General features: G+C 67.9%; 20 protein-coding genes. 17 read left to right on the forward strand and 3 right to left on the reverse strand.

Translation table 11 applies throughout. The features are described 5' to 3' along the window. Positions 1-246 precede the first annotated feature (246 nt). The 3 genes from IEY68_RS24450 to IEY68_RS24460 all read left to right on the forward strand — a co-directional run bounded on the left by IEY68_RS24450 (position 247) and on the right by IEY68_RS24460 (position 4,439). The gene (locus tag IEY68_RS24450) at positions 247-2,298 is read left to right on the forward strand and encodes a CocE/NonD family hydrolase (protein WP_062999751.1); all 2,052 of its coding nucleotides are present in this window, start codon (positions 247-249) and stop codon (positions 2,296-2,298) included. 222 nt (positions 2,299-2,520) lie between these two features. Then, the gene (locus IEY68_RS24455; protein WP_062999753.1) at positions 2,521-3,753 is read left to right on the forward strand and encodes a sensor histidine kinase; all 1,233 of its coding nucleotides are present in this window, start codon (positions 2,521-2,523) and stop codon (positions 3,751-3,753) included. Beyond that, entirely contained in the window at positions 3,750-4,439 is a 690-nt protein-coding gene (locus IEY68_RS24460; RefSeq protein ID WP_062999755.1) for a response regulator, read from the forward strand. Before IEY68_RS24455 ends, IEY68_RS24460 begins: the two co-directional genes overlap by 4 nt. A 10-nt stretch (positions 4,440-4,449) precedes the next feature. On the opposite strand, the gene IEY68_RS24465 is transcribed toward IEY68_RS24460, so the two are convergent. Then, on the reverse strand, positions 4,450-4,803 hold the full coding sequence (locus IEY68_RS24465; RefSeq protein ID WP_062999757.1) for a hypothetical protein: 354 nt from the start codon (positions 4,801-4,803) through the stop codon (positions 4,450-4,452). A gap of 12 nt (positions 4,804-4,815) precedes the next feature. After that, on the reverse strand, positions 4,816-5,667 hold the full coding sequence (locus tag IEY68_RS24470) for a DUF3109 family protein (protein ID WP_062999777.1): 852 nt from the start codon (positions 5,665-5,667) through the stop codon (positions 4,816-4,818). Positions 5,668-5,795: 128 nt separating this feature from the next. Between IEY68_RS24470 and IEY68_RS24475 the strand changes: the two genes are divergently transcribed. The 9 genes from IEY68_RS24475 to IEY68_RS24515 all read left to right on the forward strand — a co-directional run bounded on the left by IEY68_RS24475 (position 5,796) and on the right by IEY68_RS24515 (position 14,997). Next, positions 5,796-6,824 (forward strand): Ppx/GppA family phosphatase, encoded by a 1,029-nt coding sequence (locus IEY68_RS24475; RefSeq protein WP_062999759.1) that lies wholly within the window; start codon positions 5,796-5,798, stop codon positions 6,822-6,824. After that, positions 6,821-8,575 (forward strand): Rv0497 family membrane protein, encoded by a 1,755-nt coding sequence (locus IEY68_RS37165; protein ID WP_062999761.1) that lies wholly within the window; start codon positions 6,821-6,823, stop codon positions 8,573-8,575. Before IEY68_RS24475 ends, IEY68_RS37165 begins: the two co-directional genes overlap by 4 nt. Positions 8,576-8,587: 12 nt before the next feature. Beyond that, positions 8,588-9,514, forward strand: coding sequence for a sugar phosphate isomerase/epimerase family protein (locus IEY68_RS24485; protein ID WP_062999763.1), 927 nt, complete (start codon positions 8,588-8,590; stop codon positions 9,512-9,514). A 152-nt stretch (positions 9,515-9,666) separates the two neighbouring features. Further along, positions 9,667-10,569: a thioesterase family protein gene (locus IEY68_RS24490; RefSeq protein WP_062999765.1), complete on the forward strand. Its 903-nt coding sequence runs from the start codon at positions 9,667-9,669 to the stop codon at positions 10,567-10,569. Between the two features lie 641 nt (positions 10,570-11,210). Then, entirely contained in the window at positions 11,211-12,029 is an 819-nt protein-coding gene (proC, locus tag IEY68_RS24495; RefSeq protein WP_062999791.1) for a pyrroline-5-carboxylate reductase, read from the forward strand. 145 nt (positions 12,030-12,174) lie between these two features. Further along, a complete protein-coding gene (locus IEY68_RS24500; RefSeq protein WP_030525584.1) occupies positions 12,175-12,423 on the forward strand; it encodes a helix-turn-helix domain-containing protein in 249 nt (82 codons plus the stop codon). Positions 12,424-12,624: 201 nt separating this feature from the next. Then, positions 12,625-12,726 carry a 30S ribosomal protein bS22 gene (locus IEY68_RS24505; RefSeq protein ID WP_003402602.1) on the forward strand — a complete coding sequence of 34 codons (102 nt, stop codon included), beginning with the start codon at positions 12,625-12,627 and terminating at the stop codon, positions 12,724-12,726. A 187-nt stretch (positions 12,727-12,913) separates the two neighbouring features. Next, a complete protein-coding gene (locus IEY68_RS24510) occupies positions 12,914-13,987 on the forward strand; it encodes an NAD-dependent epimerase/dehydratase family protein (protein ID WP_062999779.1) in 1,074 nt (357 codons plus the stop codon). Then, complete coding sequence (locus IEY68_RS24515; RefSeq protein WP_062999781.1) at positions 13,984-14,997, forward strand: lysophospholipid acyltransferase family protein; 1,014 nt, start codon at positions 13,984-13,986, stop codon at positions 14,995-14,997. The genes IEY68_RS24510 and IEY68_RS24515 overlap by 4 nt, the downstream gene beginning before the upstream one ends. Before the next feature lie 39 nt (positions 14,998-15,036). Here the strand turns inward: IEY68_RS24515 and IEY68_RS24520 are convergent, their stop codons facing one another. Next, on the reverse strand, positions 15,037-16,062 hold the full coding sequence (locus IEY68_RS24520) for an HAD family hydrolase (RefSeq protein ID WP_373293006.1): 1,026 nt from the start codon (positions 16,060-16,062) through the stop codon (positions 15,037-15,039). 175 nt (positions 16,063-16,237) lie between these two features. Between IEY68_RS24520 and IEY68_RS24525 the strand changes: the two genes are divergently transcribed. The 5 genes from IEY68_RS24525 to IEY68_RS24545 all read left to right on the forward strand — a co-directional run bounded on the left by IEY68_RS24525 (position 16,238) and on the right by IEY68_RS24545 (position 21,850). Continuing rightward, positions 16,238-16,501, forward strand: a complete 264-nt coding sequence (locus IEY68_RS24525; protein WP_062999783.1) for a glutaredoxin family protein — start codon at positions 16,238-16,240, stop codon at positions 16,499-16,501. 249 nt (positions 16,502-16,750) lie between these two features. After that, positions 16,751-17,725 (forward strand): redox-sensing transcriptional repressor Rex, encoded by a 975-nt coding sequence (locus IEY68_RS24530; RefSeq protein ID WP_062999785.1) that lies wholly within the window; start codon positions 16,751-16,753, stop codon positions 17,723-17,725. Next, positions 17,722-19,149: a glutamyl-tRNA reductase gene (locus tag IEY68_RS24535; RefSeq protein ID WP_062999787.1), complete on the forward strand. Its 1,428-nt coding sequence runs from the start codon at positions 17,722-17,724 to the stop codon at positions 19,147-19,149. Before IEY68_RS24530 ends, IEY68_RS24535 begins: the two co-directional genes overlap by 4 nt. After that, positions 19,146-20,291, forward strand: coding sequence for a hydroxymethylbilane synthase (hemC, locus tag IEY68_RS24540; protein ID WP_189094482.1), 1,146 nt, complete (start codon positions 19,146-19,148; stop codon positions 20,289-20,291). Before IEY68_RS24535 ends, hemC begins: the two co-directional genes overlap by 4 nt. Then, entirely contained in the window at positions 20,288-21,850 is a 1,563-nt protein-coding gene (locus tag IEY68_RS24545) for a bifunctional uroporphyrinogen-III C-methyltransferase/uroporphyrinogen-III synthase (protein WP_062999789.1), read from the forward strand. Before hemC ends, IEY68_RS24545 begins: the two co-directional genes overlap by 4 nt. Positions 21,851-22,105 lie beyond the last annotated feature (255 nt).

The raw sequence follows: 22,105 nt of genomic DNA on the forward strand, positions 1-22,105 counted from the left end.
CGAATCACGGCGCCGCGACCCGGAACGGGTTGCGGCGCTTTTTCGTACCGGTACCTACCGAGCGGGTGGGCGCCCCGCGATTCTGTGATTCACCACGGAAGACAATGGTTTCTCCTGTGCGAGAACATGATATTCGGCTACGTGATCGGAAAGGCATGTTTCCAGCAGGGTCGATTCTCATTACTCGCCGGTAACGTTGTGTAAGCTCTCGAGCATCCGACCAGTCCGAGAGATGGATCACGACCGATGAAGTTTGTGATACGAGCCACTGTCGCGATGGCCGTCAGCGTGCTGCTGGTGCCACTGCTCGGCGGTAGCGCCGGGGCGGCGCCGGTGACCTCCGGTCCCGACGGGGGAGCGGCGGGGGCGCAATGGGCGGCCACCCACGACGGACCGCAGCAGTATCCCAATATCAACATCACCTGGGATGTGCCGATCACCATGAGCGACGGCACGGTTCTGAAGGCCAATATCTACCGGCCCGCCGACGCCGGGTCCCGGCCGATCGACACCCGCCTGCCCGTACTCGTCAATATGACGCCCTATACGAAACTGGTGTCCAATCTCGTCGACCACATGGGATCGGTCCCGGGTCTGTCCGATGCCGTGTCCCAGCTGGCCCGCGATATCGATATGACCGGCACGCCGCTGTCCGGGCTGACCGATCTGACGAAGGCGCTCGGCGGTGGGGCCATGCGTAATTTCGCGGTCGACCGTCAGCTGGTGAAAAGCGGTTACGTCCAGGTGGTGGTGGACGTGCGCGGAACCGGCTTCTCCCAGGGGATCTGGGATATGTTGCGGCAGCGCGAACAGAGCGACACCGTGGAGGTTGTCGACTGGGCCTCGCGCCAGCAGTGGGCGGACGGACAGGTCGGGATGACCGGCATGTCGTATTCCGGTATCAACCAGTTGCAGGCCGCCGAGAAGCATCCGCCCGCGCTGAAGGCGCTCTTCCCGGTGGTGCCGGGCAGCGATCTGGCGCAGGACGTGCTCATGCCCGGTGGTGGTTTCGGCTTCGCCTTCATCCCGTTGTGGATGTCGCTGATCAACGCGACCAAATGGGTGCCCGATGTGCAGTCCATGGTGAACGGCACCTTCGATCAGCGCTGGCTCAACGATCGGTTGTCCTCTCCGTTCACCTACCTGGATGTGTTCCTCAACGCTTACACGACCCCGCGCGTAGAGGATCTCGATCCGCGGTTGCAGGAGATGATCAGGGGCGACAGTCCGGACCGGCGGGCCTGGCTCGGTGATCCGGCGCGGATCGGCGTACCGACCTTCGTGACCGGTGGCTGGCACGATCTGTTCACCTACTCCGAATCCCAGATCTACAACGCGATATCGGTGCCGCCGGGGCAGAAACAGCTGCTCATGGGCGATACATATCACATCAACTCCGGTAGTGAATCGGGCAAACCCGGGCTGCCGCCGCGCCTGGACGTGCTGCAGCGCGCCTGGTTCGACAAATGGTTGAAAGGTATCGACAACGGCATCGACCAGTACGGTCCGGTGACCCTGCGGCAGCAAGGCGGTGGCTGGGTGACCAAGGCCGGGTTCGGTGCGAGCGCGCCGGCGGATCAGGCAGCCGGGTACCGGCGGATGTACCTCTCGGCGGCGCCCAGCGGAACGGGCGGGCACAGCGTGCACGACGGGTCGCTGGGGACGGTCGCCGACAGTTCCGCCCGCCTGACCGTCGCGCCGGGACTTACGGGACTGTGCTCCAACGACGGGGGGCAGGCCACCGCGGGAGTGGTCGCGGTGATCAACGCCTGCGGCGCCGATTCCCGGATCCAGGAAACCAACGGACTGACCTTCACCAGCACACCGGTGACCGAGGCCGTCGAGATCTCCGGACCCATAGCCGTGCATCTGGAGACAGTGCAGGACGCGGCCGACGGCTACTGGTCGGTGACGGTCAACGATGTGGCGCCCGACGGCCGGTCCCGGGTGCTGTCGTCGGGTCAGCTGATGGCATCCCTGCGGGAGATCGACGATTCGCTGAGCAGTCGATCGGCCAATGGCGACTACACCGACCCTCGGCCCTTCATCACGCTGGAGAGCCGGCGGCTGACGGCACCCGGCGAAGTGACGACGCTCGATATCGCGGTTCCCGCGATCGAAGCGAAGCTGGAACCGGGGCACCGGTTGCGCGTGGACGTCTACGCGGGCAACGCGCCGAAAGGGGTGCCGCCGCTGCCGATGATGATCGATACCGGGCTGAAGCCGCAGCATGTGCAGCTCGATCCGAACCGGCCGAGCTTCGTGAACCTGCCGGTGCGCGGTAATCCCGGTTGGTGAACGGCCGCCGGCCACGCACGCCACACGAACCCTGTTGTGTCCCAGACGCAATGGGGTTCGTGGGCGTTTCCGGTCCCGGAACACGCCCGGGGTGATCGAAACCTGTTCGCTGCCGAACAATGAGTAAACGCCCGGCGAACACCGAAGTAATCGCCCGTGACCTGCACGAAACTTCACCTACCCCGGGTTTGTTTACCTGTCGTCGACCGTACGATTCTTGATGTGAGCGTTCCCCAGGCCGTACTGCTGGCAGTCCTGGCGGCTGTTGTCGGACTGGCCGTCGGCGGACTTGTCATCCCCTATATGAACGCTCGGCAGGCACAGCGGCGGCAGGCCGACTCCGGCCTCACGATGTCGCAGGTTCTCGACCTGATCGTGCTGGCCTCGGAAAGCGGTATCGCGGTGGTGGACGAATACCGCGATGTCGTACTGGTCAACCCGCGCGCCGAGGAACTCGGCCTGGTCCGCAACCGGCTGCTCGAGGAGCGGGCGTGGGTGGCGGTGGAGAAGGTCCTGGCGACCGGTGAAACGGCGGAGTTCGATCTCACCGCGGATAAACCGACGCCCGGCCGCGGCCGGATCGCGGTGCGCGGTCTCGCCCGGCCGCTGTCCCCGGAGGAGACCAGCTTCACCGTGCTGTTCGCCGACGACGACTCCGAACAGGCACGGATGGAGGCGACCCGCCGCGATTTCGTCGCCAATGTGAGCCACGAGCTGAAAACGCCGGTCGGGGCGATGAGCCTGCTGGCCGAGGCGCTGCTCGAAACAGCGGACGATCCCGAGGCCGTCCGGCATTTCGGCCAGCGGGTGCTGGCCGAATCCAGCAGGCTCGGGAAGATGGTCACCGAACTGATCGCGCTGTCGCGGCTACAAGGGGCCGAGAAACTTCCCGAACTCGAGGTCGTGGACGTCGATACGGTCGTCAACCAGGCTGTGGACCGATCCCGGACCGCGGCCGAGGCCGCCGGGATCACGGTCAGCACCGACCGCCCCAGCGGGCTGGAGGTCCTCGGCGACGAAACACTGCTCATCACCGCGCTGTCGAACCTGGTGGAGAACGCCATCGCCTACTCGCCGCGGGGCTCGCACGTATCGGTCAGCCGGTCGGTGCGCGGCTCCTATGTGGCCATGGCGGTGACCGATCGCGGTATCGGAATCGCCAAGGACGACCAGGAGCGAGTGTTCGAACGGTTCTTCCGTTCCGACAAGGCGCGCTCCCGTGCCACCGGCGGCACCGGACTCGGCCTGGCTATCGTGAAACACGTGGCCGCCAACCACAACGGTGAGATCACCCTGTGGAGCAAACTCGGCACCGGCTCGACATTCACCCTGCGCATCCCCGCGCATCAGGAGGCCGACGGCACCGCCGCCGGTCCGCCTGTGCTGACCAAAAGAGAAACCAGCCCGCGCCCCTCGGGCCCGGGCCGAACGAACGGTGTGGAGGCACGCAGATGACCAGTGTGTTGATCGTCGAGGACGAGGAGTCGCTGGCCGATCCACTCGCCTTCCTGCTACGCAAGGAAGGTTTCGAGGTAACGGTCGTGGGTGACGGACCCTCGGCGCTCGCCGAGTTCGACCGGTCTGGCGCCGATATCGTCCTGCTCGACCTGATGCTGCCCGGTATGAGTGGCACCGACGTCTGCAAACAGCTGCGCACCCGCAGCGGGGTGCCGGTCATCATGGTGACCGCGCGCGACAGCGAGATCGACAAGGTCGTGGGGCTCGAACTCGGTGCCGACGACTATGTCACCAAGCCGTATTCGGCACGGGAGCTGATCGCCCGTATCCGGGCCGTGCTGCGCCGGGGCGCCGGTGACGAATTGGACTCCAGCAGCGAGAACGGCGTGCTGGAGGCGGGCCCGGTACGGATGGACGTGGACCGGCATACGGTGCTGGTGAACGGCAAGCCTGTCACGCTACCGCTGAAAGAGTTCGACCTGCTCGAATACCTGCTCCGCAATTCGGGCCGGGTACTGACCCGCGGTCAGCTCATCGACCGGGTGTGGGGCGCGGACTACGTCGGCGACACCAAAACCCTAGATGTGCATGTGAAGCGGCTGCGATCGAAGATCGAGTCCGATCCGGCGCGGCCCGAACATCTGGTGACCGTCCGGGGTCTGGGGTACAAGCTGGAAGCCTGACCCGGCCGGATCAGGGGAAATAGATCCAAACCTCGCCGACCGGCGTATCGGTGCGGTGCAGCGGTGCCCAGCCGAGACCGTCCTCCTGGGCGCAGTCGTAGAACGGCACCGCCGCGCCGTCGCCGCGGCAGACGATACTGCGGCGGGTGGCGTGCGGGCTGAGCACGAGATGTCTACCGGCGTCGCGGGCCGCCAGCGCGTTCTGATCACCGAGCGGGACGAACTCGGCGGTTCGATCGGAGAACTGATGCGGATCGGTGGCGGGTTCGGCGCCCGCACCGCCGGCCGCGGCGGCGCAGGTGAGACCGACAACTGCCAGCGCCGCCGTACCGGCCGGCCATCGCGTCCAGGGGCTGCGCGCCATGCTGTGCTCCCGTTATCGCAGGTCGAGTCCGATTATTCGCGCGGGACGTTCGGCCGGGCCGTTCTCTCCGGCCTTGCGCCGCGCACGGGTGGTGGCGGGATGCTCCGCACCGATCCCGGTGCCCGCCCGCCGCTGCAACTGCCGTTCGAGTTCCTGGTAGGCCGGCTCCCCGATCAGCTCGATGAGTTCGGAACGGTAGGACTGCCAGACCGGACGTTCCCCGATATGGGCATCGGGCGACCCGGAGCAGTACCAGTCCAGGTCGATTCCGCCCGGCCCCCACCCGCGCCGGTCGTATTCGGTGATCACGGTGCGCAGGATCCGCACGCCATCGGGCCGGTCCACCCACTCCTGGGTGCGGCGGATCGGCAGTTGCCAGCACACGTCCGGTTTGACGGTATGGGGTTCCACCCCGCGGTTCATGGCCATGATGTGCAGAGCGCAACCCGGCCCGCCCGGGAAATCCGGCCGATTGTGGAAGATGCACGCCCCGTCGACCCGACGGGTGCGTTCGGCGGTCTCACCGTCGAGTTCGTCGGTCTCCAGATAGGTTTTGCGGGTGATCTTGCCGCGCTCGTCGCGGGCCTCGTCCATCAACTGCCATTCCTGAGCGGTGAGCAACTTGACCGCCTTGCGCAGGCGTTTGCGATCGTCGGCGTCGGAGAGGAAGGCCCCGTGTGTGCAGCAGCCGGCATCGGGCTGTTCGGACAGGATGCCCTGGCAGGCGGGCGTGCCGAAAACGCAGGTCCAGTGGGAGGTCAGCCAGGTGAGATCCGCGGCGATCAGATGTTCGTCGTCGGCGGGGTCGACGAACTCGAGCCACTCGCGCGGGAAGTCGAGCGGTACTTCCCGGCTCGGCCGCATCTTCGGCATCGGAAGGTCGGTCGGAGCGGGGACGGAGTCGTTCGCGGCTGCGCCAGACGTCACAACCCTCAACGCTAACACCACAACCGGGTCGCCTGGTGTTCAGGTGCACCAAGTAACGTGTCCGTGTGCGTCTAGGTGTCCTCGATGTCGGAAGCAACACCGTCCACCTGCTGGTGGTGGACGCGCATCGGGGTGGCCACCCCATGCCGATGAGCTCCACGAAGGAATCGTTGCGGCTGTCGGAGAACCTCGACGAGGCGGGCCGGATCACCGCGGCCGGCGAGCAGAAACTCGTCGATACGGTGGCCGATCTGGCGAGTCTGGCCGCCACCTCGGGCTGTTCGGAACTGATGGCCTTCGCGACCTCGGCGGTGCGCGAGGCGACCAACTCCGACGAGGTCCTGGGCCGGGTGCGCGCGGAGACCGGGGTGGATCTGCGGGTGCTGTCCGGAGTGGACGAGGCCCGGTTGACCTTCTTGGCCGTGCGTCGCTGGTACGGCTGGAGCGCGGGCCGGATCATCAACCTCGATATCGGCGGCGGTTCGCTCGAGGTGAGCAGCGGGGTGGACGAGGATCCGGAAGTCGCGCTGTCGCTGCAACTGGGAGCCGGCCGGTTGACCCGTAAGTGGTTACCGGAGGACCCGCCGAGTAAACGGCGTATCGGCATCCTCCGCGACTGGCTCGCCGCCGAGATGGTGGATCCGGCCAAACAGCTCGCCGAAGCGGGCCGGCCCGATCTGGCGGTGGGTACGTCCAAAACTTTCCGTTCCCTGGCTCGGCTGACCGGCGCGGCGCCCTCAGGTGCCGGGCCCCGGGTCCGCCGGACCCTTACCGGTTCGGGGCTGCGTCAGCTGATCGCGTTCATCTCCCGGATGACCGCCTCCGATCGCGCCGAACTGGAGGGGGTCAGCGCCGACCGGTCCCAGCAATTGGTGGCGGGAGCGCTGGTAGCCGAAGCGGCCATGCGCGCACTTTCCCTGGATACGCTGGAAATTTGTCCGTGGGCGCTGCGCGAAGGGCTGATCCTGCGCAAACTGGATACCGATATGGATGGTGGACCACTGACAACGAACGCACCGAAAGCGGCAACCGGTAACGGTGCGGCGCCCGGCGGCAAGACGTCGGCGGGCCCGATCGAAACGGTGCCTTCATGAGCAGGAACTCCAATCAACTGTCGGTAGCCGAGCTGCTCGCCCGCAACGGGCAGCAGCCGGCCTCCAGCGGCGGCGGCAGACGGCGGCGCGGCGGTCGCGGGCTCTCGGTAGACGATCTGTCCGGAGATCTCCCGGCCGTCGAGCGCAACGGGTCCGCCCACGCGGCTCCCGACGAAGCCGATGCGGAGTATGCGCAAGAGCCCGCGGCCGATGCCGCGGAGGCGGGCGATGGCTTCGGCGCGCAAGGCTATGCGGGCGAGCAGGTTTCCTATGCCGCCCCGGATCCGAACAATTCGCCGATGTCGGGTCCTATCACCGTCTACAACCCGCTCGAGCCGTACCCGGCGGGACCGGGCGGTGACGGCGCTCCCGCGCGGCTGGGTGATCCGGATTCGTTCGCGGACGGCCGGGACCAGTTACCACCCGCGGAGGAGTCGCGCCGCAGCGGCCGTCGGCGGCGGCCGGAACCGGACGACGATTTCGCCGCGGAAGGCTATTACGCGAACGAGTCGGGCGCCGAAGCTCCGGCGAACCAGCCCCGGGAGACCGGTCCGCCGACCCCCGGCGGTGGGCGCGCTGCGCGCCGGCGTGCGGCCGAAGCCGCCGAAGCCGCGGCCGTGGCCGAATCCGCCCCCGAACCGGAGGCTCCAGCGGGCTACGACCTGCCTCCGGGACCCACTGATTTCGGCCGCCTGCCGGCACCCCCGGGAATACCGGAGTTCGGCGGTCCGGACGCGGGTCCGTCGTGGCCGGGTCAGGGATTCGACGGTCCACCCCGGCTGGGACCGCCCGGTGCCGCCCCGCCCACTGAGGCCTGGCAGGCACCCGATATGCCCGGCGACGATTCGCGGCCCAGACTCGAGCGCCGCCGCCGTGGTGCGCGGCCGCTGCCCGAGCCGGCTTCCTGGCCGGAATCGCCCGAGCCGGGGGCCGCGGACCAGCACACCGTCGCCTGGTCGCCGGCCGACCAGGGTGTGCGGTTGCGTGCCGGTCTCCAGGGGCTGGAGGCGCCCCCGCACGAAAATCCCGACCACTTCCGCGGCCCAGGACCCAGGAACGGCCGGCCGATGCCGCCCGCTCCGGGGATGCCGGCACCGGATTTCGGCCAGGACCAGAATTTTCACCCCGGCCAGGGTTTCGGTCCCGGCCAGGGTTTCGGTCCGGACCCCGGTTTCGCTCCCGACCCGGACTTCGGTCCGGACCCGGGCTTCGCGAAGACCGATATCTTCGCCACCGATGTGCACGGTCCCATGCGGCCGCGTCCGGGCCCGATACCGCCCGGTGAACAATTCGAAACCGGTGATTTCGAACCGGAATACGATCCCGACGACTACGACGACCCCGAGGACACCGCCGACAGCGAGAACCGCCTGGGCCGTGCGCGTTCGGCACTGAGCGGCAAATTCGGTGCAGCCGGCGGGAAGCTGGCCGCCACCAAGGCCAGGTTCGGGGCCGCCGCGCGTAATCCCGACCGCGAGACCATCGACGATCCGCGCAAACAGTGGATGGTGCTCGGCGCGCAGAGTGTGGGCGCGGCGATCGCCGGGATGCTGGCGTTCAAAGGTTTCGAGATGTTGTGGGAGGCGCAGCCGCTCGCCGCGCTCGCGCTGGCGGTCGTGGTCATTCTCGGGCTCGTCGCGCTGGTGCGGATCCTGCGGCGCGGCGACGATATGTTCAGTACCGTGATCGCTGTGGTCGTCGGTGTGTTCGTCACCCTGGGGCCGCTGGCATTTCTACTCAGTACGGGCTGAGCGAGGCAGGCGATGGCAGGCATTTCTCCCGCGGCCGGCCCGCGGGACGACGGGCGGCGCCGCGGAATCAAGGTGGGGCTGTCGACCGCCTCGGTCTACCCACAGAACACCGAGGCAGCCTTCCGCTACGCGGCCGAACTGGGTTACGACGGTGTCGAATTGATGGTCTGGGCCGAACCGGCCAGCCAGAGCATCACCACCGTGCGCGGTTACGCCCGCGAATACGCGGTGCCGGTACTCGCGGTGCACGCGCCGTGCCTGCTCATCTCGCAGCGCGTGTGGGGTGCCGATCCGGTATCGAAACTGGAACGCAGTGTGCGGACGGCCGAGGCACTGGGCGCCGATACCGTGGTGGTGCACCCCCCCTTTCGCTGGCAGCGCCGCTACTCCGAGGGTTTCGCCGACCAGGTGACCGAACTCGAGGAGAGCAGTTCGGTCGCCGTGGCGGTCGAGAACATGTTCCCGATGCGGGCCGATCGGCTCTTCGCCCGCCGGGCCCGCGATATCCAGCGATTGGAACGACGTGGCGGACCAGGCCTTTCGCTGACCGCGTTCAGCCCCACATACGACCCCACCGACACCGGCTTCCGGCACTACACGCTCGACCTGTCGCATACGGCGACCGCCGGCACCGATCCGCTGGCACTGGCCGAGCGGATGGGCCCGGGTCTGGTCCATCTGCATCTCGCCGACGGTCGCGGCGCCGCCCACGACGAGCACCTGGTCCCCGGCGAAGGCACGCAGCCGTGCGCGCAGGTGTGCGCCGCGCTGGTCCGCGACGATTTCACCGGCCACGCGGTGGCCGAGATCAACACCCAGGAAGCACGCACCACCGTAGCCCGCGCCGCCATGCTGGAGCGCACGCTCGCCTTCGCCCGGACCCATCTGAATCCGGCGATCACCTCGCGGCCCGACCCCAGCCCCATCGAGACCCGTTGAGCTGTGTTTTCGGCACCGCCGCAGGCGGCACCGAAAACGCGGAAACACCGCCCCTACCGGTCCCGCCTGTACGCGCGCGAGCACGCTGTACCAAGATTGACCGGCAGTATGCACCCGCGGAACGGTTACCGGGCCGAGGAGAAGGAGTACCGATGACGACGGAGACGGACCTGAGCGCCGAGCGGGAACTGGCGTCCACCGACGCGCCGTTCAGCCGGGTCTGCGCCCTGACCGAACTCGCCGCCGACGAACCGGGCGACGGGCGCTATCGCGGCGTCATCGACGATATCTGGACGATCGGGCCGAAAGTGCACGGCGGAACCATGGTCGCCGGTTCGGCTGCCGCGGCGAGCCGCTGGCTGCGCACAGTGGAACCGGATCGCGCGAGTATGGCGCCACTGTCCGGAAGTACCGATTTCCTCGGTGCTCCCGAGCCCGGCGAGGTCCTCTACGAGGTGACGATCCGCAAGGTGGGCCGACAGATCTGCCTGGTGGATGTGACGCTGGTGCAGCGCGGCCGCCCACTGGTCCGCACGGCCTTCACGTTCGGCCATCTGGACGGACCGGACCGCCCGCCGCTCTACAGTCCGGAGCACACCGATCTCCCGGTGGAACCGTCGGACGGCGCCATCGGTTACGAACCGGGCTCGTCGATGGGCCGGATCGTGCACGTGGCCCGGGGAATGGACGCCTTCCTGGACCGGGAATGGGCCCCGTTCATCGAGAACGCCCACGGCGAACCCCGGCTGCGAATGTGGTTGCGCCCGCGACCGGGCGACCAGGCCGATCCGGAGATCGCCACCTATATCGCCATGATGGCCGCCGATATGTGCCCGCCGGTACCCACCAATCTGGGCTATTTCGGCTGGTCGCCGACGGTCCAGATGACGACCTACCTCCGCGGCCGCCCCGCCCCTGGCTGGTTGCGCGTCATCGCCACCGCCCACGAGGTCGGCGGTGGGATTTTCGATTCGGATCAGATCGTGGTCGACTCCACGGGCGCGCTCGTCGCGCAGAGCCGCCAGCTGGCGCTACTCCCTTCACCCAAGCGGTGAGCTGTGTTTATTGGCGCCGCCTTCGGCGGCGGGGGCGGGGCCCTATTAACCCCGGTTCTTCACTCCTTCGCTCAGTCGCTGCGCTCCTTCGCTACGTCGCTCCAGAACCGGGGCGGGCCCCGCCTACTGAGGTGGACCATCCGGAGTGACGGAAGGTGGTGTGCGTAGGGAGGTGTGTGCGTAGGGAGGTGTGTGCGTAGGTGAGCCTCGGACGGTCGGTGTGGGATCACGGCGTTGTGAGTGGTCGATGGTTGTCGGGTTCCCGGGACGTGCTCGGTCGCTCGCCCGCCCGCGCTATGCCGGTGTGCTCCGGCCGCGCAGGTAGGCCGTCGAGCGCCGACAGGATGTGACCGACGGGATGTGAACAGAAATGAGCCTCGACCGGCCTGGGTAGATTCACAGCGCTGGAAGTGCTCGGAGGTCGCGGCTCTGTGGACTGCCTGTCGCACGCGCATACGCTGGGTCGCCGCGCTCGCGCTCCGGGACCAGGGTGGGCCCGACCGATCCCGGTGCGGACGCTGTGTGGGCCGGGGCGGATCGGAGGGACGTGACGCCAGGTCGTGGACCTGTGTGGTCCGGGCCCGGGAACAATGGGGGCCCCGGACCTGCTCGCCCTAGGCGTGCCAAGAACAATGGCGCGTATGACACGAATTGCGGTGATCGGCGGCGGCCGGATCGGGGAGGCCCTCATTGCCGGCCTGCTGGAGGCCGGGCGGGCCGTCAAGGACTTGGTGGTGGTCGAAACACACGCCGACCGGGCCGAACTGCTCGCTGATCGGTTCGGGGTCCGGGTGACCGACGCGGTCACCGATGCCGCGGTGGGTGCCGATCTGCTGGTGGTCGCGGTGAAACCGGCCGATGTCGACGCAGTGCTCACCGAGCTGAGCAAGGCCGATCTGGGTGGCGATCGTGACCAGATCCTGGTCTCGCTGGCGGCCGGGGTACCGACGGCGCGGCTGGAGGGCAAACTTCCCGCGGGTTTCCCCGTCGTCCGGGTCATGCCGAACACCCCGATGCTGGTCGGCGCGGGAATGAGCGTGCTGGCCGCGGGCCGCTACGCCAAACCCGAACAGATGGAGCTGGTGACCGAACTGCTGAGCACGGTGGGCCAGGTGTGTGTGGTCCCCGAATCGCAGATGGACGCGGTGACCGCGGTCTCGGGGTCCGGGCCCGCCTATTTCTTCCTGGTCGTCGAGGCGATGGTGGAGGCGGGTGTCGGCCTGGGACTGACCCGCGATATCGCCGCGCAACTGGTCACCCAGACGATGCTGGGTTCGGCGGCCATGCTCGCGGAGTCGGGGCAGAGCGCGGTCGACCTGCGGGCGGCGGTCACCTCCCCGGCGGGAACCACTGCGGCGGCGGTGCGTGAACTGGAGCGGGCGGGCCTGCGTTCGGCCTTCCTGGAAGCGCTGCACGCGGCCAAACAGCGTTCTGCCGAACAGGGCACGACCACGGAGTGACCTCCTGCCCCCCAGCGTATGAACCTGATTTCTCACTCCCGTCGCAGTAATCCCACTGGTCCCGCTAAGCTTCAAGGAGCACGTGCGTGTCTGTTCCGCCGGTGGGGAAGCCGGTGGCGCGGACGTGCCGGAGGTCAGTGGTGCGATGATGTCTTCGAACAAGATGTCCGCTAACAGCGGCGGTGGTTCGTCGCCAGGACAATCAATACTCGGTGGTGGTACGCAATTCCTCACCGTCGCCGAGGTGGCAAATTTGATGAGAGTTTCCAAGATGACGGTGTACCGGTTGGTGCACTCGGGAGAGTTGCCGGCGGTCCGCGTCGGGAGATCTTTCCGGGTACACGCCAAGGCCGTGCACGATTATCTGGAGACGTCATATTTCGATGCCGGGTGAAGGCGGTTACCGGCTCGCGGGAGCGGGCCGGTAACATCAACCCTCGCTGTGCGGGATCGGCGGCGCGCAACCAGGCTCTTCGGGGTCGCGCGCAGCCGCCGCCTGCAGGGCTGAGATTCAGCCACGAGCAACCGGGCATTCGACCGGACAGTTGACGTAAGCGAGCGCGAGACGCGCCGAGGAGAGAACGCGAGGCACCCTATGGGTTCTGTGATCAAGAAGCGCCGCAAGCGCATGTCGAAGAAGAAGCACCGCAAGCTGCTTCGTCGTACCCGCGTGCAGCGGCGCAAACTCGGCAAGTAAGCACAACCGCGCTTCGTCATCAGCGAAACCCGCTACCATTCGGTGGCGGGTTTCGCTGCGTTTCCATCAACTGAAATCGGGGTTAGGTCCCCGTTAAGAAGCCGGGGGCCGATGCTTCGGCCGTTAGGCTGGTAGTCGGAACTATTGAGCGGGGGCTCGATGCTCGAGGTGGAACGGTCCGGTGCGGATGGACACTGAAGCGAACGGCAGCTACAAGCCCAAGGTGGTGCTGGTGACCGGCGCCAGCCGGTACTTCGGGGGCAATGTCGTGTGCCGGCTGGTCTCCGATCCCGATATCGAACGAGTCGTCGCAGTCGACGTACTCACCCCCGCGCCGCCGCTGCGCCGCCGGATGGGCCGCGCGGAATTCGTGCGCGCCGATATACGGAATCCGTTGATCCGCAAGGTCATCGAGCGTTATCGAGTCGATACCGTCGTGCACACCGCGGTGCTGTCGCAGCCGCCCTCGGGCGGTGGCCGGGCCGCGATGAAGGATATGAACGTCCTCGGCGCGATGCAGCTGTTCGCCGTCTGCCAGAAATCACCGACTGTGCGCCGGGTGGTGTCACGTTCGAGTTCCGGGGTATACGGCGGGAGTGCCAAGGATCCCGCGAAGTTCACGGAGGAAATGAGCGCACGCAGGGCACCGGGCGGATGGTTCGCCCGGGACATGATCGAGATCGAGGGCTTCGCCCGCGGTCTCGCTCGACGACGCCCCGATATCCCCGTGCTCACCCTGCGTCTCGCACCGATGGTCGGACCCGGCCTGGGGGCCCGGGCCGGGCAATTGATGCGCTCTCCGGTCACCCCGACCGTGCTCGGCCGGGACGCGCGGATGCAGTTCCTCCACGAGGAGGATGCGGTCGCGGCCTTGGTCCACGCCGTCCGGTCCGGCCCGGGCGGCACCTTCAATGTGGCCGGTGACGGCGCGCTCGCACTTTCGCAGGCAGTTCGCCGTTCCGGTCGGGTCGCAATGCCGGTACCCTGGTCGGTGTTCCGCACCGTCGGTAGGACCCTGATGGGTCCGGTGATGCGTGATTTCAGTTCCGAGCAGCTCGATTATTTTCTTTTCGGTTGTGGTCTGGACACGACGCGTATGCGCGGCGAACTCGGGTTCGAACCGCGCTGGACGACGGTACAGGCGTTCGACGACTTCACCGGGGGCGCAGCGTCGCGGCCCGTAGTCGATCCAGCGTGGATCGACGCCGCAGAAAACAAACTGCTCGGCCTCATCGGGGCCGGTACGGGAGCACATACATGAACGACGTCGCCAAAGTCATCAGACTGCAGGACCTCGCCACCGTGCCGCGGCCACGGCCCGCGACACGTGCCTGGACCGGTCCTGCCGACCGGTCGGTGACCTCGCTGACCGACCGTCTCACCCCGCCCATACCTCCTGAACCGCGCTCGCTCTCCGAGCTGATGCGCGGCGCACTCGGCAAGCAGATCGGCCGCACCGCCGAATTCGCCAGGCGCCGGCTCACCGGCGACTATCAGGTCGACGAATTCGGATTCGACGAGCACCTGCTCGAATCGGTCCTGTTACCGGCCCTGCGCCCGCTCGCCGACAACTGGTTCCGGGTTCAGACCACCGGCATGGAGAACGTGCCGGAAGTCGGTGGCGCGCTGATCGTGGCGAACCACGCCGGCACCGTCCCGCTCGACGGGCTCATGTTGCAGCTCGCGGTACACGACCATCACGCCAAACAGCGCGCCCTGCGCCTGCTGGCCGCCGACCTGGTCTTCGAGATGCCGATGCTGGGTACCCTGGCCCGCAAAGCCGGCCACACTCTGGCCTGCCGCCCCGACGCGGAACGACTCCTGAGCTCCGGTGAACTCACCGGTGTGTTCCCCGAGGGCTTCAAGGGCGTCGGAAAGAAGTACGCGGACCGGTACAAACTGCAGCGATTCGGGCGCGGCGGATTCGTCGCGGCGGCGGTGCGCGCCGGGGTACCGATCATCCCGTGCTCGATCGTGGGTTCCGAGGAGATCTACCCGAAGCTCGCCGATATCAAGCCGTTGGCCCGGCTCCTCGGCCTGCCCTACTTTCCGGTGACCCCGACGTTCCCGCACCTGGGACCGCTCGGCGCGGTACCGCTGCCCTCGAAGTGGTACATCGAATTCGGCACTCCGATCAGCACCACCGAATACCAGGCCGAGGACGCCGACGACCCGATGCTCATGTTCGAGGTCACCGACCAGGTCCGCGAAACGATCCAGCAGACCCTCTACAAACTTCTGGTCAAACGCCGCAACGCCTTCATGGGGTGATGGTCCGGGTCGGTTGTGGAGCCGCGCGCTGGGGAGGAGTCAGTGGGCGCTCTTGCGGCGGGTGACGGCTGCGGCGACAGCACCGCCCGCGGCGCCGAGGGCCAGGGCTGTGGGGACGCCGATCTTGGCGGCCTTGCGGCCGGTACGGAAATCGCGGATTTCCCAGCCGCGGGCCTTCGCGACCTCGCGCAGGTCCGAATCCGGGTTGATCGCGACCGCGGTGCCGGTGAGCGACAACATGGGTACGTCGTTGTGGCTGTCGGAGTAGGCGGTGCAACGTTTGAGGTTGAGGCCCTCGCGAATGGCCAGGGCGCGGACGGCGTGCGCTTTGCCGAGGCCGTGCAGAATATCGCCGACCAGGCGGCCGGTGAACTTTCCGTCGACGCTTTCGGCGACGGTGCCGAGAGCCCCGGTCAAACCGAGTCGTTTGGCGATCACCTGCGCGAGCTCGACCGGGGTGGCGGTCACCAGCCAGACCTGCTGTCCGGCATCGAGATGCATCTGTGCCAGCGCGCGCGTACCGGGCCAGATCTTGTCCGCGATGATCTCGTCGAAGATTTCTTCGCCGAGCGCGGCGAGTTCTGCGGTGGACCGGCCGGCGATGAATTCGAGCGCTTTCTCTTTACCGGTGGCCATATCGGTGCTGTTCTCTTTGCCGGTGATCCGGAACTTCACCTGCTTCCACGCGATATCGACCAGGTCGGCGCTGCGAAAATATTTGCGCGCGGCCAGACCTCGGGCGAAATGCACGATCGAGGCGCCCTGCACCATGGTGTTGTCCACGTCGAAGAAAGCCGCGGCCGTGAGGTCCCGGGGCACCTCCTGCGGAGGGACACCGGTCGCCGCGCGTTCGGCGTCCTGTAGGGCCAGGGCGGCGTCGGCGCTGGCCTCGCCGGCGACATTGGCGCGGACCTCCTCCTCGCTGGGTCCGAACGGGCTGCGCGAGATGCGCGCCAGCTGCTCGGACAGGCCCTGCCCGAGCGGGCCCAGATTCCATCTGACCGGAAGTTCCCCGAACCGGCCCGCGATGAACCCGGATTTCCCCACCTTCGATCGTTCCGGCACCAGTACCTCCGCCTGTTCGCGCGAATCACGTCCACACTAGTGGGTACTGGTGGGCGGAGCCCATCCACAGCCCGCGCGTGGCCGGAGCGAATGCGGAGGTCCGCCTGACCGGATGCGGGCTCTGGGACGCACTACGCCCGCCGCGTCCGGTCCGGAGGCGGGTTGAATAGCGGTCATGACGAACTCCACGACGCATGAGGTGACCCTGCTGACCCGCGCCGGTTGCGGTATGTGCGAGCGGGCGCTGGAACAGCTACAGGGGATCTGCGCGGAATTCGGTATCGAGGTCGGCAGTGTGGATGTGGACGCGGTCGCCGCTACCGAACCGGGCCTGCGCGCCGAATACGGCGACCGGCTGCCGGTGGTGCTGCTCGACGGCCGTGAACACAGCTATTTCGATGTCGACGAGACACGACTGCGGGCCGACCTGTTTCGCTGACATTGTCCGAATTCCGGCGGGGGATCGTACAAGGTGAGGTCGCGACACAAAATGAGGCGAATTTCACCGACTTTGTGCATGGGTTCACAAGCAGTTACGGTGGTGGCACGCGAACCGCAGGCCGGGGCGAATATCCGGCCGCCGGTAGCAGGTGAATCAACCCATATCCGACCCCGTCATCGGCGCATGGACCGCAACGGAGGTCGCCGAGCACCCGGGCCGTTTCGGTCCGGACGAGGAGCCGAGGACGTGACAGAGCACCATGAGACGCGCGACGTCTCCGGCGATGCTCCCAACGTCACCACCCGCACACTGCAGAAGGGTATTCCTCAGGCTACGGTGGCGCGGCTGGCCACCTACCTCCGGGTGCTCGCCCTGTTGACCGATGACGGTGTGGCCATCGTATCCAGTGAGGAACTGGCTGTCGCGGCGGGTGTCAATTCGGCCAAGCTACGCAAGGACCTGTCTTTCCTGGGCCCGAACGGAGTTCGCGGCGTGGGCTACGACGTGGCCCGCCTGCGGGCCCGGATCGAGGACGTCCTCGGACTGTCCGGCGGGCACCGGGTGGTCCTCGTCGGAGCCGGTAATCTCGGACGCGCGCTGGTCGGATATCGCGGGTTCCGGCGGCGTGGTTTCGCGGTGGTCGGGATCTTCGACAACGACCCCGATGTGATCGGTCGGGAGGTCGAAGGGCTGCGGGTGCGTGATGCGGCCGGGCTCACCGACGATATCGCGCTGCTGCGCCCGACCATCGCGGTGATCGCGGTGCCCGACGACGCCGCTCAGCGGGTATGCGACGAACTGGTCGCCGCCGGTGTGCAGTCGATCCTCAGTTTCGCGCTCTGCCCGCTCACCGCACCGTCCGGTGTGGAGTTGCGGCGGGTGGATCTCGCGGTGGAAATGCAGATGCTCTCGTTCGAGCGGGTCCGCAACGCCGATCCCGACGAGTCGGCCCCCGCGGCCTCCGGCGACGGTGTGACCACCGGAAATGTGGCGGAGAACGCCGCCGCGACGGCGAATGATTCCACTGCAGGCGGTGTTGGAAGCAGTAGTGCCGTGCCGTCCGCCCACTCACTGAACGGCTCCGGCCGGATCGCCCGCCGGATGCCCGCGCATTCGACGCCGGGCTCCGCCGGGCTGTCCCATTGTGCGGCGCAGGCCGCCCAGACGACCTCGCATACGGCAACGGAGCCAACCAGCAAGGGATCGGTGGTCACACCATGAGCGTTCTTCTCGTCGGAATCTCCCATCGCAGCGCGCCTGTTGCGATGTTGGAGAAGGTGGCGATCACCGATGCCGATCGGCCGAAGCTGATCGACCGCATGCTGGCTTCGAGTCATATCTCCGAAGCGATGATCGTCTCGACCTGCAACCGGGTGGAGATCTATGCGGTGGTCGACGCGTTCCACGGCGGTCTGGCCGATGTCGGCGAACTGCTGACCGCGCACTCCGGGCTGCCGATGCCGGAACTGACCCGCCACGCCTATGTCCGGTACAGCGAAGCCGCCGCCGAACATCTGTTCGCGGTGGCCAGCGGCCTGGATTCGATGGTCGTCGGCGAACAGCAGGTCCTCAGCCAGATCCGCAGCGCCTACACCACCGCGGACGCCCAGCAGGCCGTGGGCCGGACCTTGCACGAACTCTCCCAGCAGGCTCTGCGCGTCGGTAAACGAGTGCATTCGGAAACCGGGATCGACCGGGCCGGAGCCTCGGTGGTGTCGGTGGCCCTCGATCGGGCGACCACGGTCCTCGGACCGCTCGCCGGCCGGACGGCCGCGGTGATCGGCGCCGGAGCGATGGGCGGCCTGTCGGTCGCGCATCTGGCCCGCGCCGGTATCGGACGGATCCTGGTGGTCAACCGCACCATCGAACGTGCCGAAAGACTCGCCGCGACAGCGGAATCCCATGGAGTGGCGGGGCAGGCCTACGAACTGTCCCGGCTCCCCGAGGCGTTGTCGGCCGCCGATGTGGTCGTCACCTGCACCGGTGCGGTGGGGTCGGTCGTCACCCTGGCCGACGCGCACAACGCGCTGTCGGATCCGGCCCGCGGCGCGGGCCGGCAGATGGTTTTCTGCGATCTGGGCCTACCTCGCGACGTGGACCACGCGGTGGCCGGACTCCCCGGTGTCACCGTGATCGATATCGAGACCCTCCAGCACGACCCGGCCGCCGGCGCCGCCGCCGGTGATACCGCGGCCGCCCGCGCCATCGTCGCCGAGGAACTGGCCAAGTACCTGGCCGGACAGCGGATGGCCGAGGTCACGCCGACCGTCGCCGCGCTGCGGCAACGGGCCGCCGAAGTGGTGGAGGCCGAACTGCTGCGGCTGGATTCGCGGTTGCCGCGGCTGGCCGACCCCGAACGCGACGAAGTGGCGCGCACGGTCCGGCGCGTGGTGGACAAACTGCTGCACGCGCCGACGGTGCGGGTCAAGCAGCTGGCCAGCACACCGGGCGGGGACAGCTATGCCGAAGCACTGCGGGAGTTGTTCGAACTGAAACCCGGATCGGCTCAGGCGGTCGCGGCTCCCATGGAGATCAGCCGGGCCGAACACAACGGTGCCGGCTGGATGGGCCTGGACGGCGATATCGCCCTGGCCGACGATTTCACGCCCGGCAGCCACGAAGACGAACAGGAGCAGTCGACATGACAATCCTGCAGGGCTCGGACGCGACCGCGGTCGCGGGCGCAGGGGGCTCCGGAGCCACCGGTCGGCGGCCGTGGCGGATCGGCACCCGGGGGAGTCTGCTGGCACGTACCCAGGCCGGTGATGTGCGCGATGCGCTGATCGCGACCGGGCAACCGGCGGAACTGGTGATCGTCGAAACACCGGGCGATCTGTCCGCTGATCCGGTCGAGGAGATCGGCGTGGGCGTTTTCACCAGCGCGCTGCGCGCCGAACTCGCGGCCGCGAACATCGATATCGCGGTGCACTCCTACAAAGACCTACCCACCGCCGGCGACGATCGTTTCGTGCTCGCCGCGGTACCGCCGCGCCAGGATCCGCGCGACGCACTCGTCGCCCGCGACGGCCTGGTGCTCGGTGAACTGCCGCCGGGCGCGGTGGTCGGTACCTCCGCGCCGCGCCGGATAGCGCAGGTGCGCGCGCTGGGCCTCGGCCTCGAGATCCGGCCGCTGCGCGGCAATCTCGACACCCGGCTGCGTCAGGTCGTCGAGGGCAAACTCGACGCTGTGGTGGTCGCCCGCGCCGGACTGGCCCGGATCGGCCGGTTGGACGCGGTCACCGAGGCGCTGGAACCGGTGCAGATATTGCCGGCGCCGGCGCAGGGCGCGCTGGCGGTCGAATGCCGCGCCGACGATACAGACTTGATCGAGCTGCTCGCTGTTCTCGACGATTCGGCCACCAGAACGGCCGTCACCGCGGAACGGGCGCTGCTCGCCGAACTCGAGGCGGGCTGCACCGCGCCCGTCGGAGCGATCGCCGAACTCGTCGAATCCTTGGATGACGACGGACGCATCGTCGAGGAACTGTCGTTGCGCGGCTGTGCCGCCGCACTCGACGGTTCCGATGTGATACGGGCCTCGACGGTGGGTGCACCGGCCGAGGCCGCCGAACTCGGCCGCGCACTGGCCCGCGAACTGCTGGAGCTGGGTGCCCGCGAGCTACTCGCCGCCGAACCCGGCACCGCGGAACCGGATCTCGCGAGAGCCGGGAACAACACCACCCCGGTGGGAACGAGCACCGCCGCAGCGGAACCGAGCGCCGCTACCGCGGGAACGAGCACCGCCACGGACTTCACCGAACCCAGTCCAATGGAGAACAACCGATGAGTCGAGCCAGCAAGAAGCATCCGGGGCGGATCCTGTTCGTCGGATCGGGCCCTGGGGACCCGGCATTGCTGACCACCCGATCACGCGAAGTGCTCTGCCGGGCCACCCTCGCGTTCACCGATCCCGACGTGGACGCCGGAGTGCTGGCCCTGATCGGCACCGATGTCGAGCCGGAGCCGGACGGAGAGCGTCCGGTGGATGTGCGGCCCGCCCTCGGCGATCCGGCCGAGGTCGCGAAAACCCTGATCGCCGAGGCCAAGTCCGGTCACGACGTGGTGCGGGTGGTCTCCGGCGATCCCCTCACCACCGATGCGGTGATCGCCGAGGTCACCACGGTCACCCGCTCGCATATCGTCTTCGAGGTGCTGCCCGGACTACCTTCCGGGTCGGCGGTACCCAGCTATGCCGGTATCGCACTGGGCTCCGGTCACACCGAAGCCGATGTACGCGGCGAAGTGGATTGGCCCGCCCTGGCGGCCGCGCCCGGACCGCTGGTGTTGCACGCCACTTCCGGGCACTTGGCCGAAACCGCCAGCGCCCTGGTGGAACACGGGATGGCGCCGCAGACTCCGGTCGCGGTGACCGTGCGCGGCACCACCCGCCAGCAGCGCACCATCGAGGCCACCTTGGCCACGCTGAACGGCGCCGCTTCCGAACTGGTCGGCCCGCTGGTGGTCACGATCGGTAAAGCGGTCGCGCAGCGGTCGAAGATGTCGTGGTGGGAATCGCGCGCGCTCTACGGCTGGACCGTGCTGGTGCCCCGCACCAAGGATCAGGCCGGCGAGATGAGCGAACGGCTGGTCACTCACGGCGCCATCCCCAAAGAAGTACCGACCATCGCGGTGGAACCGCCGCGTAGCCCCGCGCAGATGGAACGCGCGGTCAAAGGTCTGGTGGACGGCCGCTACCAGTGGGTGGTCTTCACCTCCACCAACGCGGTCCGCGCGGTGTGGGAGAAGTTCGCCGAGTTCGGCCTCGACGCCCGCGCGTTCTCCGGCGTGAAGATCGCCTGTGTGGGCGAGGCCACCGCCGAGCGGGTGCGTTCCTTCGGTATCAACCCCGAACTGCTGCCCAGCGGCGAACAGTCCTCGCTCGGCCTGCTGGCCGATTTCCCGCCCTACGACGATGTTTTCGATCCGGTGAACCGGGTCCTGCTGCCGCGCGCCGATATCGCCACCGAGACCCTCGCCGAGGGATTGCGCGAACGGGGCTGGGAGATCGACGACGTCACCGCCTACCGCACAGTGCGCGCCTCTCCGCCGCCCGCGGAAACCCGCGAGATGATCAAGACCGGCGGATTCGACGCGGTGCTGTTCACCTCCAGCTCCACGGTCCGCAATCTGGTCGGCATCGCCGGGAAGCCGCATGCGCGCACCATCGTGGCCTGCATCGGTCCGAAGACGGCCGAGACGGCGGTGGAGTTCGGATTGCGGGTCGATGTGCAGCCGGAGGTCGCGCAGGTGGGCCCGCTGGTGGAGGCCCTGGCCGAACACGCCGCCCGGCTCCGGGCGGAGGGCCTGCTGCCGCCTCCGCGCAAGAAGAGCCGCCGCAGCCGCTGACCACCGAGTCCGAGCCCCGGCCCCGCGGCGGAATGCATGCGTGGTTGGGGCCTGCTCCGGTTCGGGGCGTGTGAGGTCGGCCGTCCGTAGGTCGGTGACTATCGAGCACTTGCGGTGCCGTGGCGCTACTCGGGTGATCCAGGTGTACTCCCGCGCGTGCCTTCCGTCTTCTCCGGATGGTCGGCTTCAGTGGTTGGGGCCTGCTCCGGTTCGGGGCGTGTGAGGTCGGCCGTCCGTAGGTCGGTGACTATCGAG

Origin of the sequence: Nocardia jinanensis, assembly GCF_014645735.1 — a bacterium.
GTDB classification, from domain to species: Bacteria; Actinomycetota; Actinomycetes; order Mycobacteriales; family Mycobacteriaceae; genus Nocardia; species Nocardia jinanensis.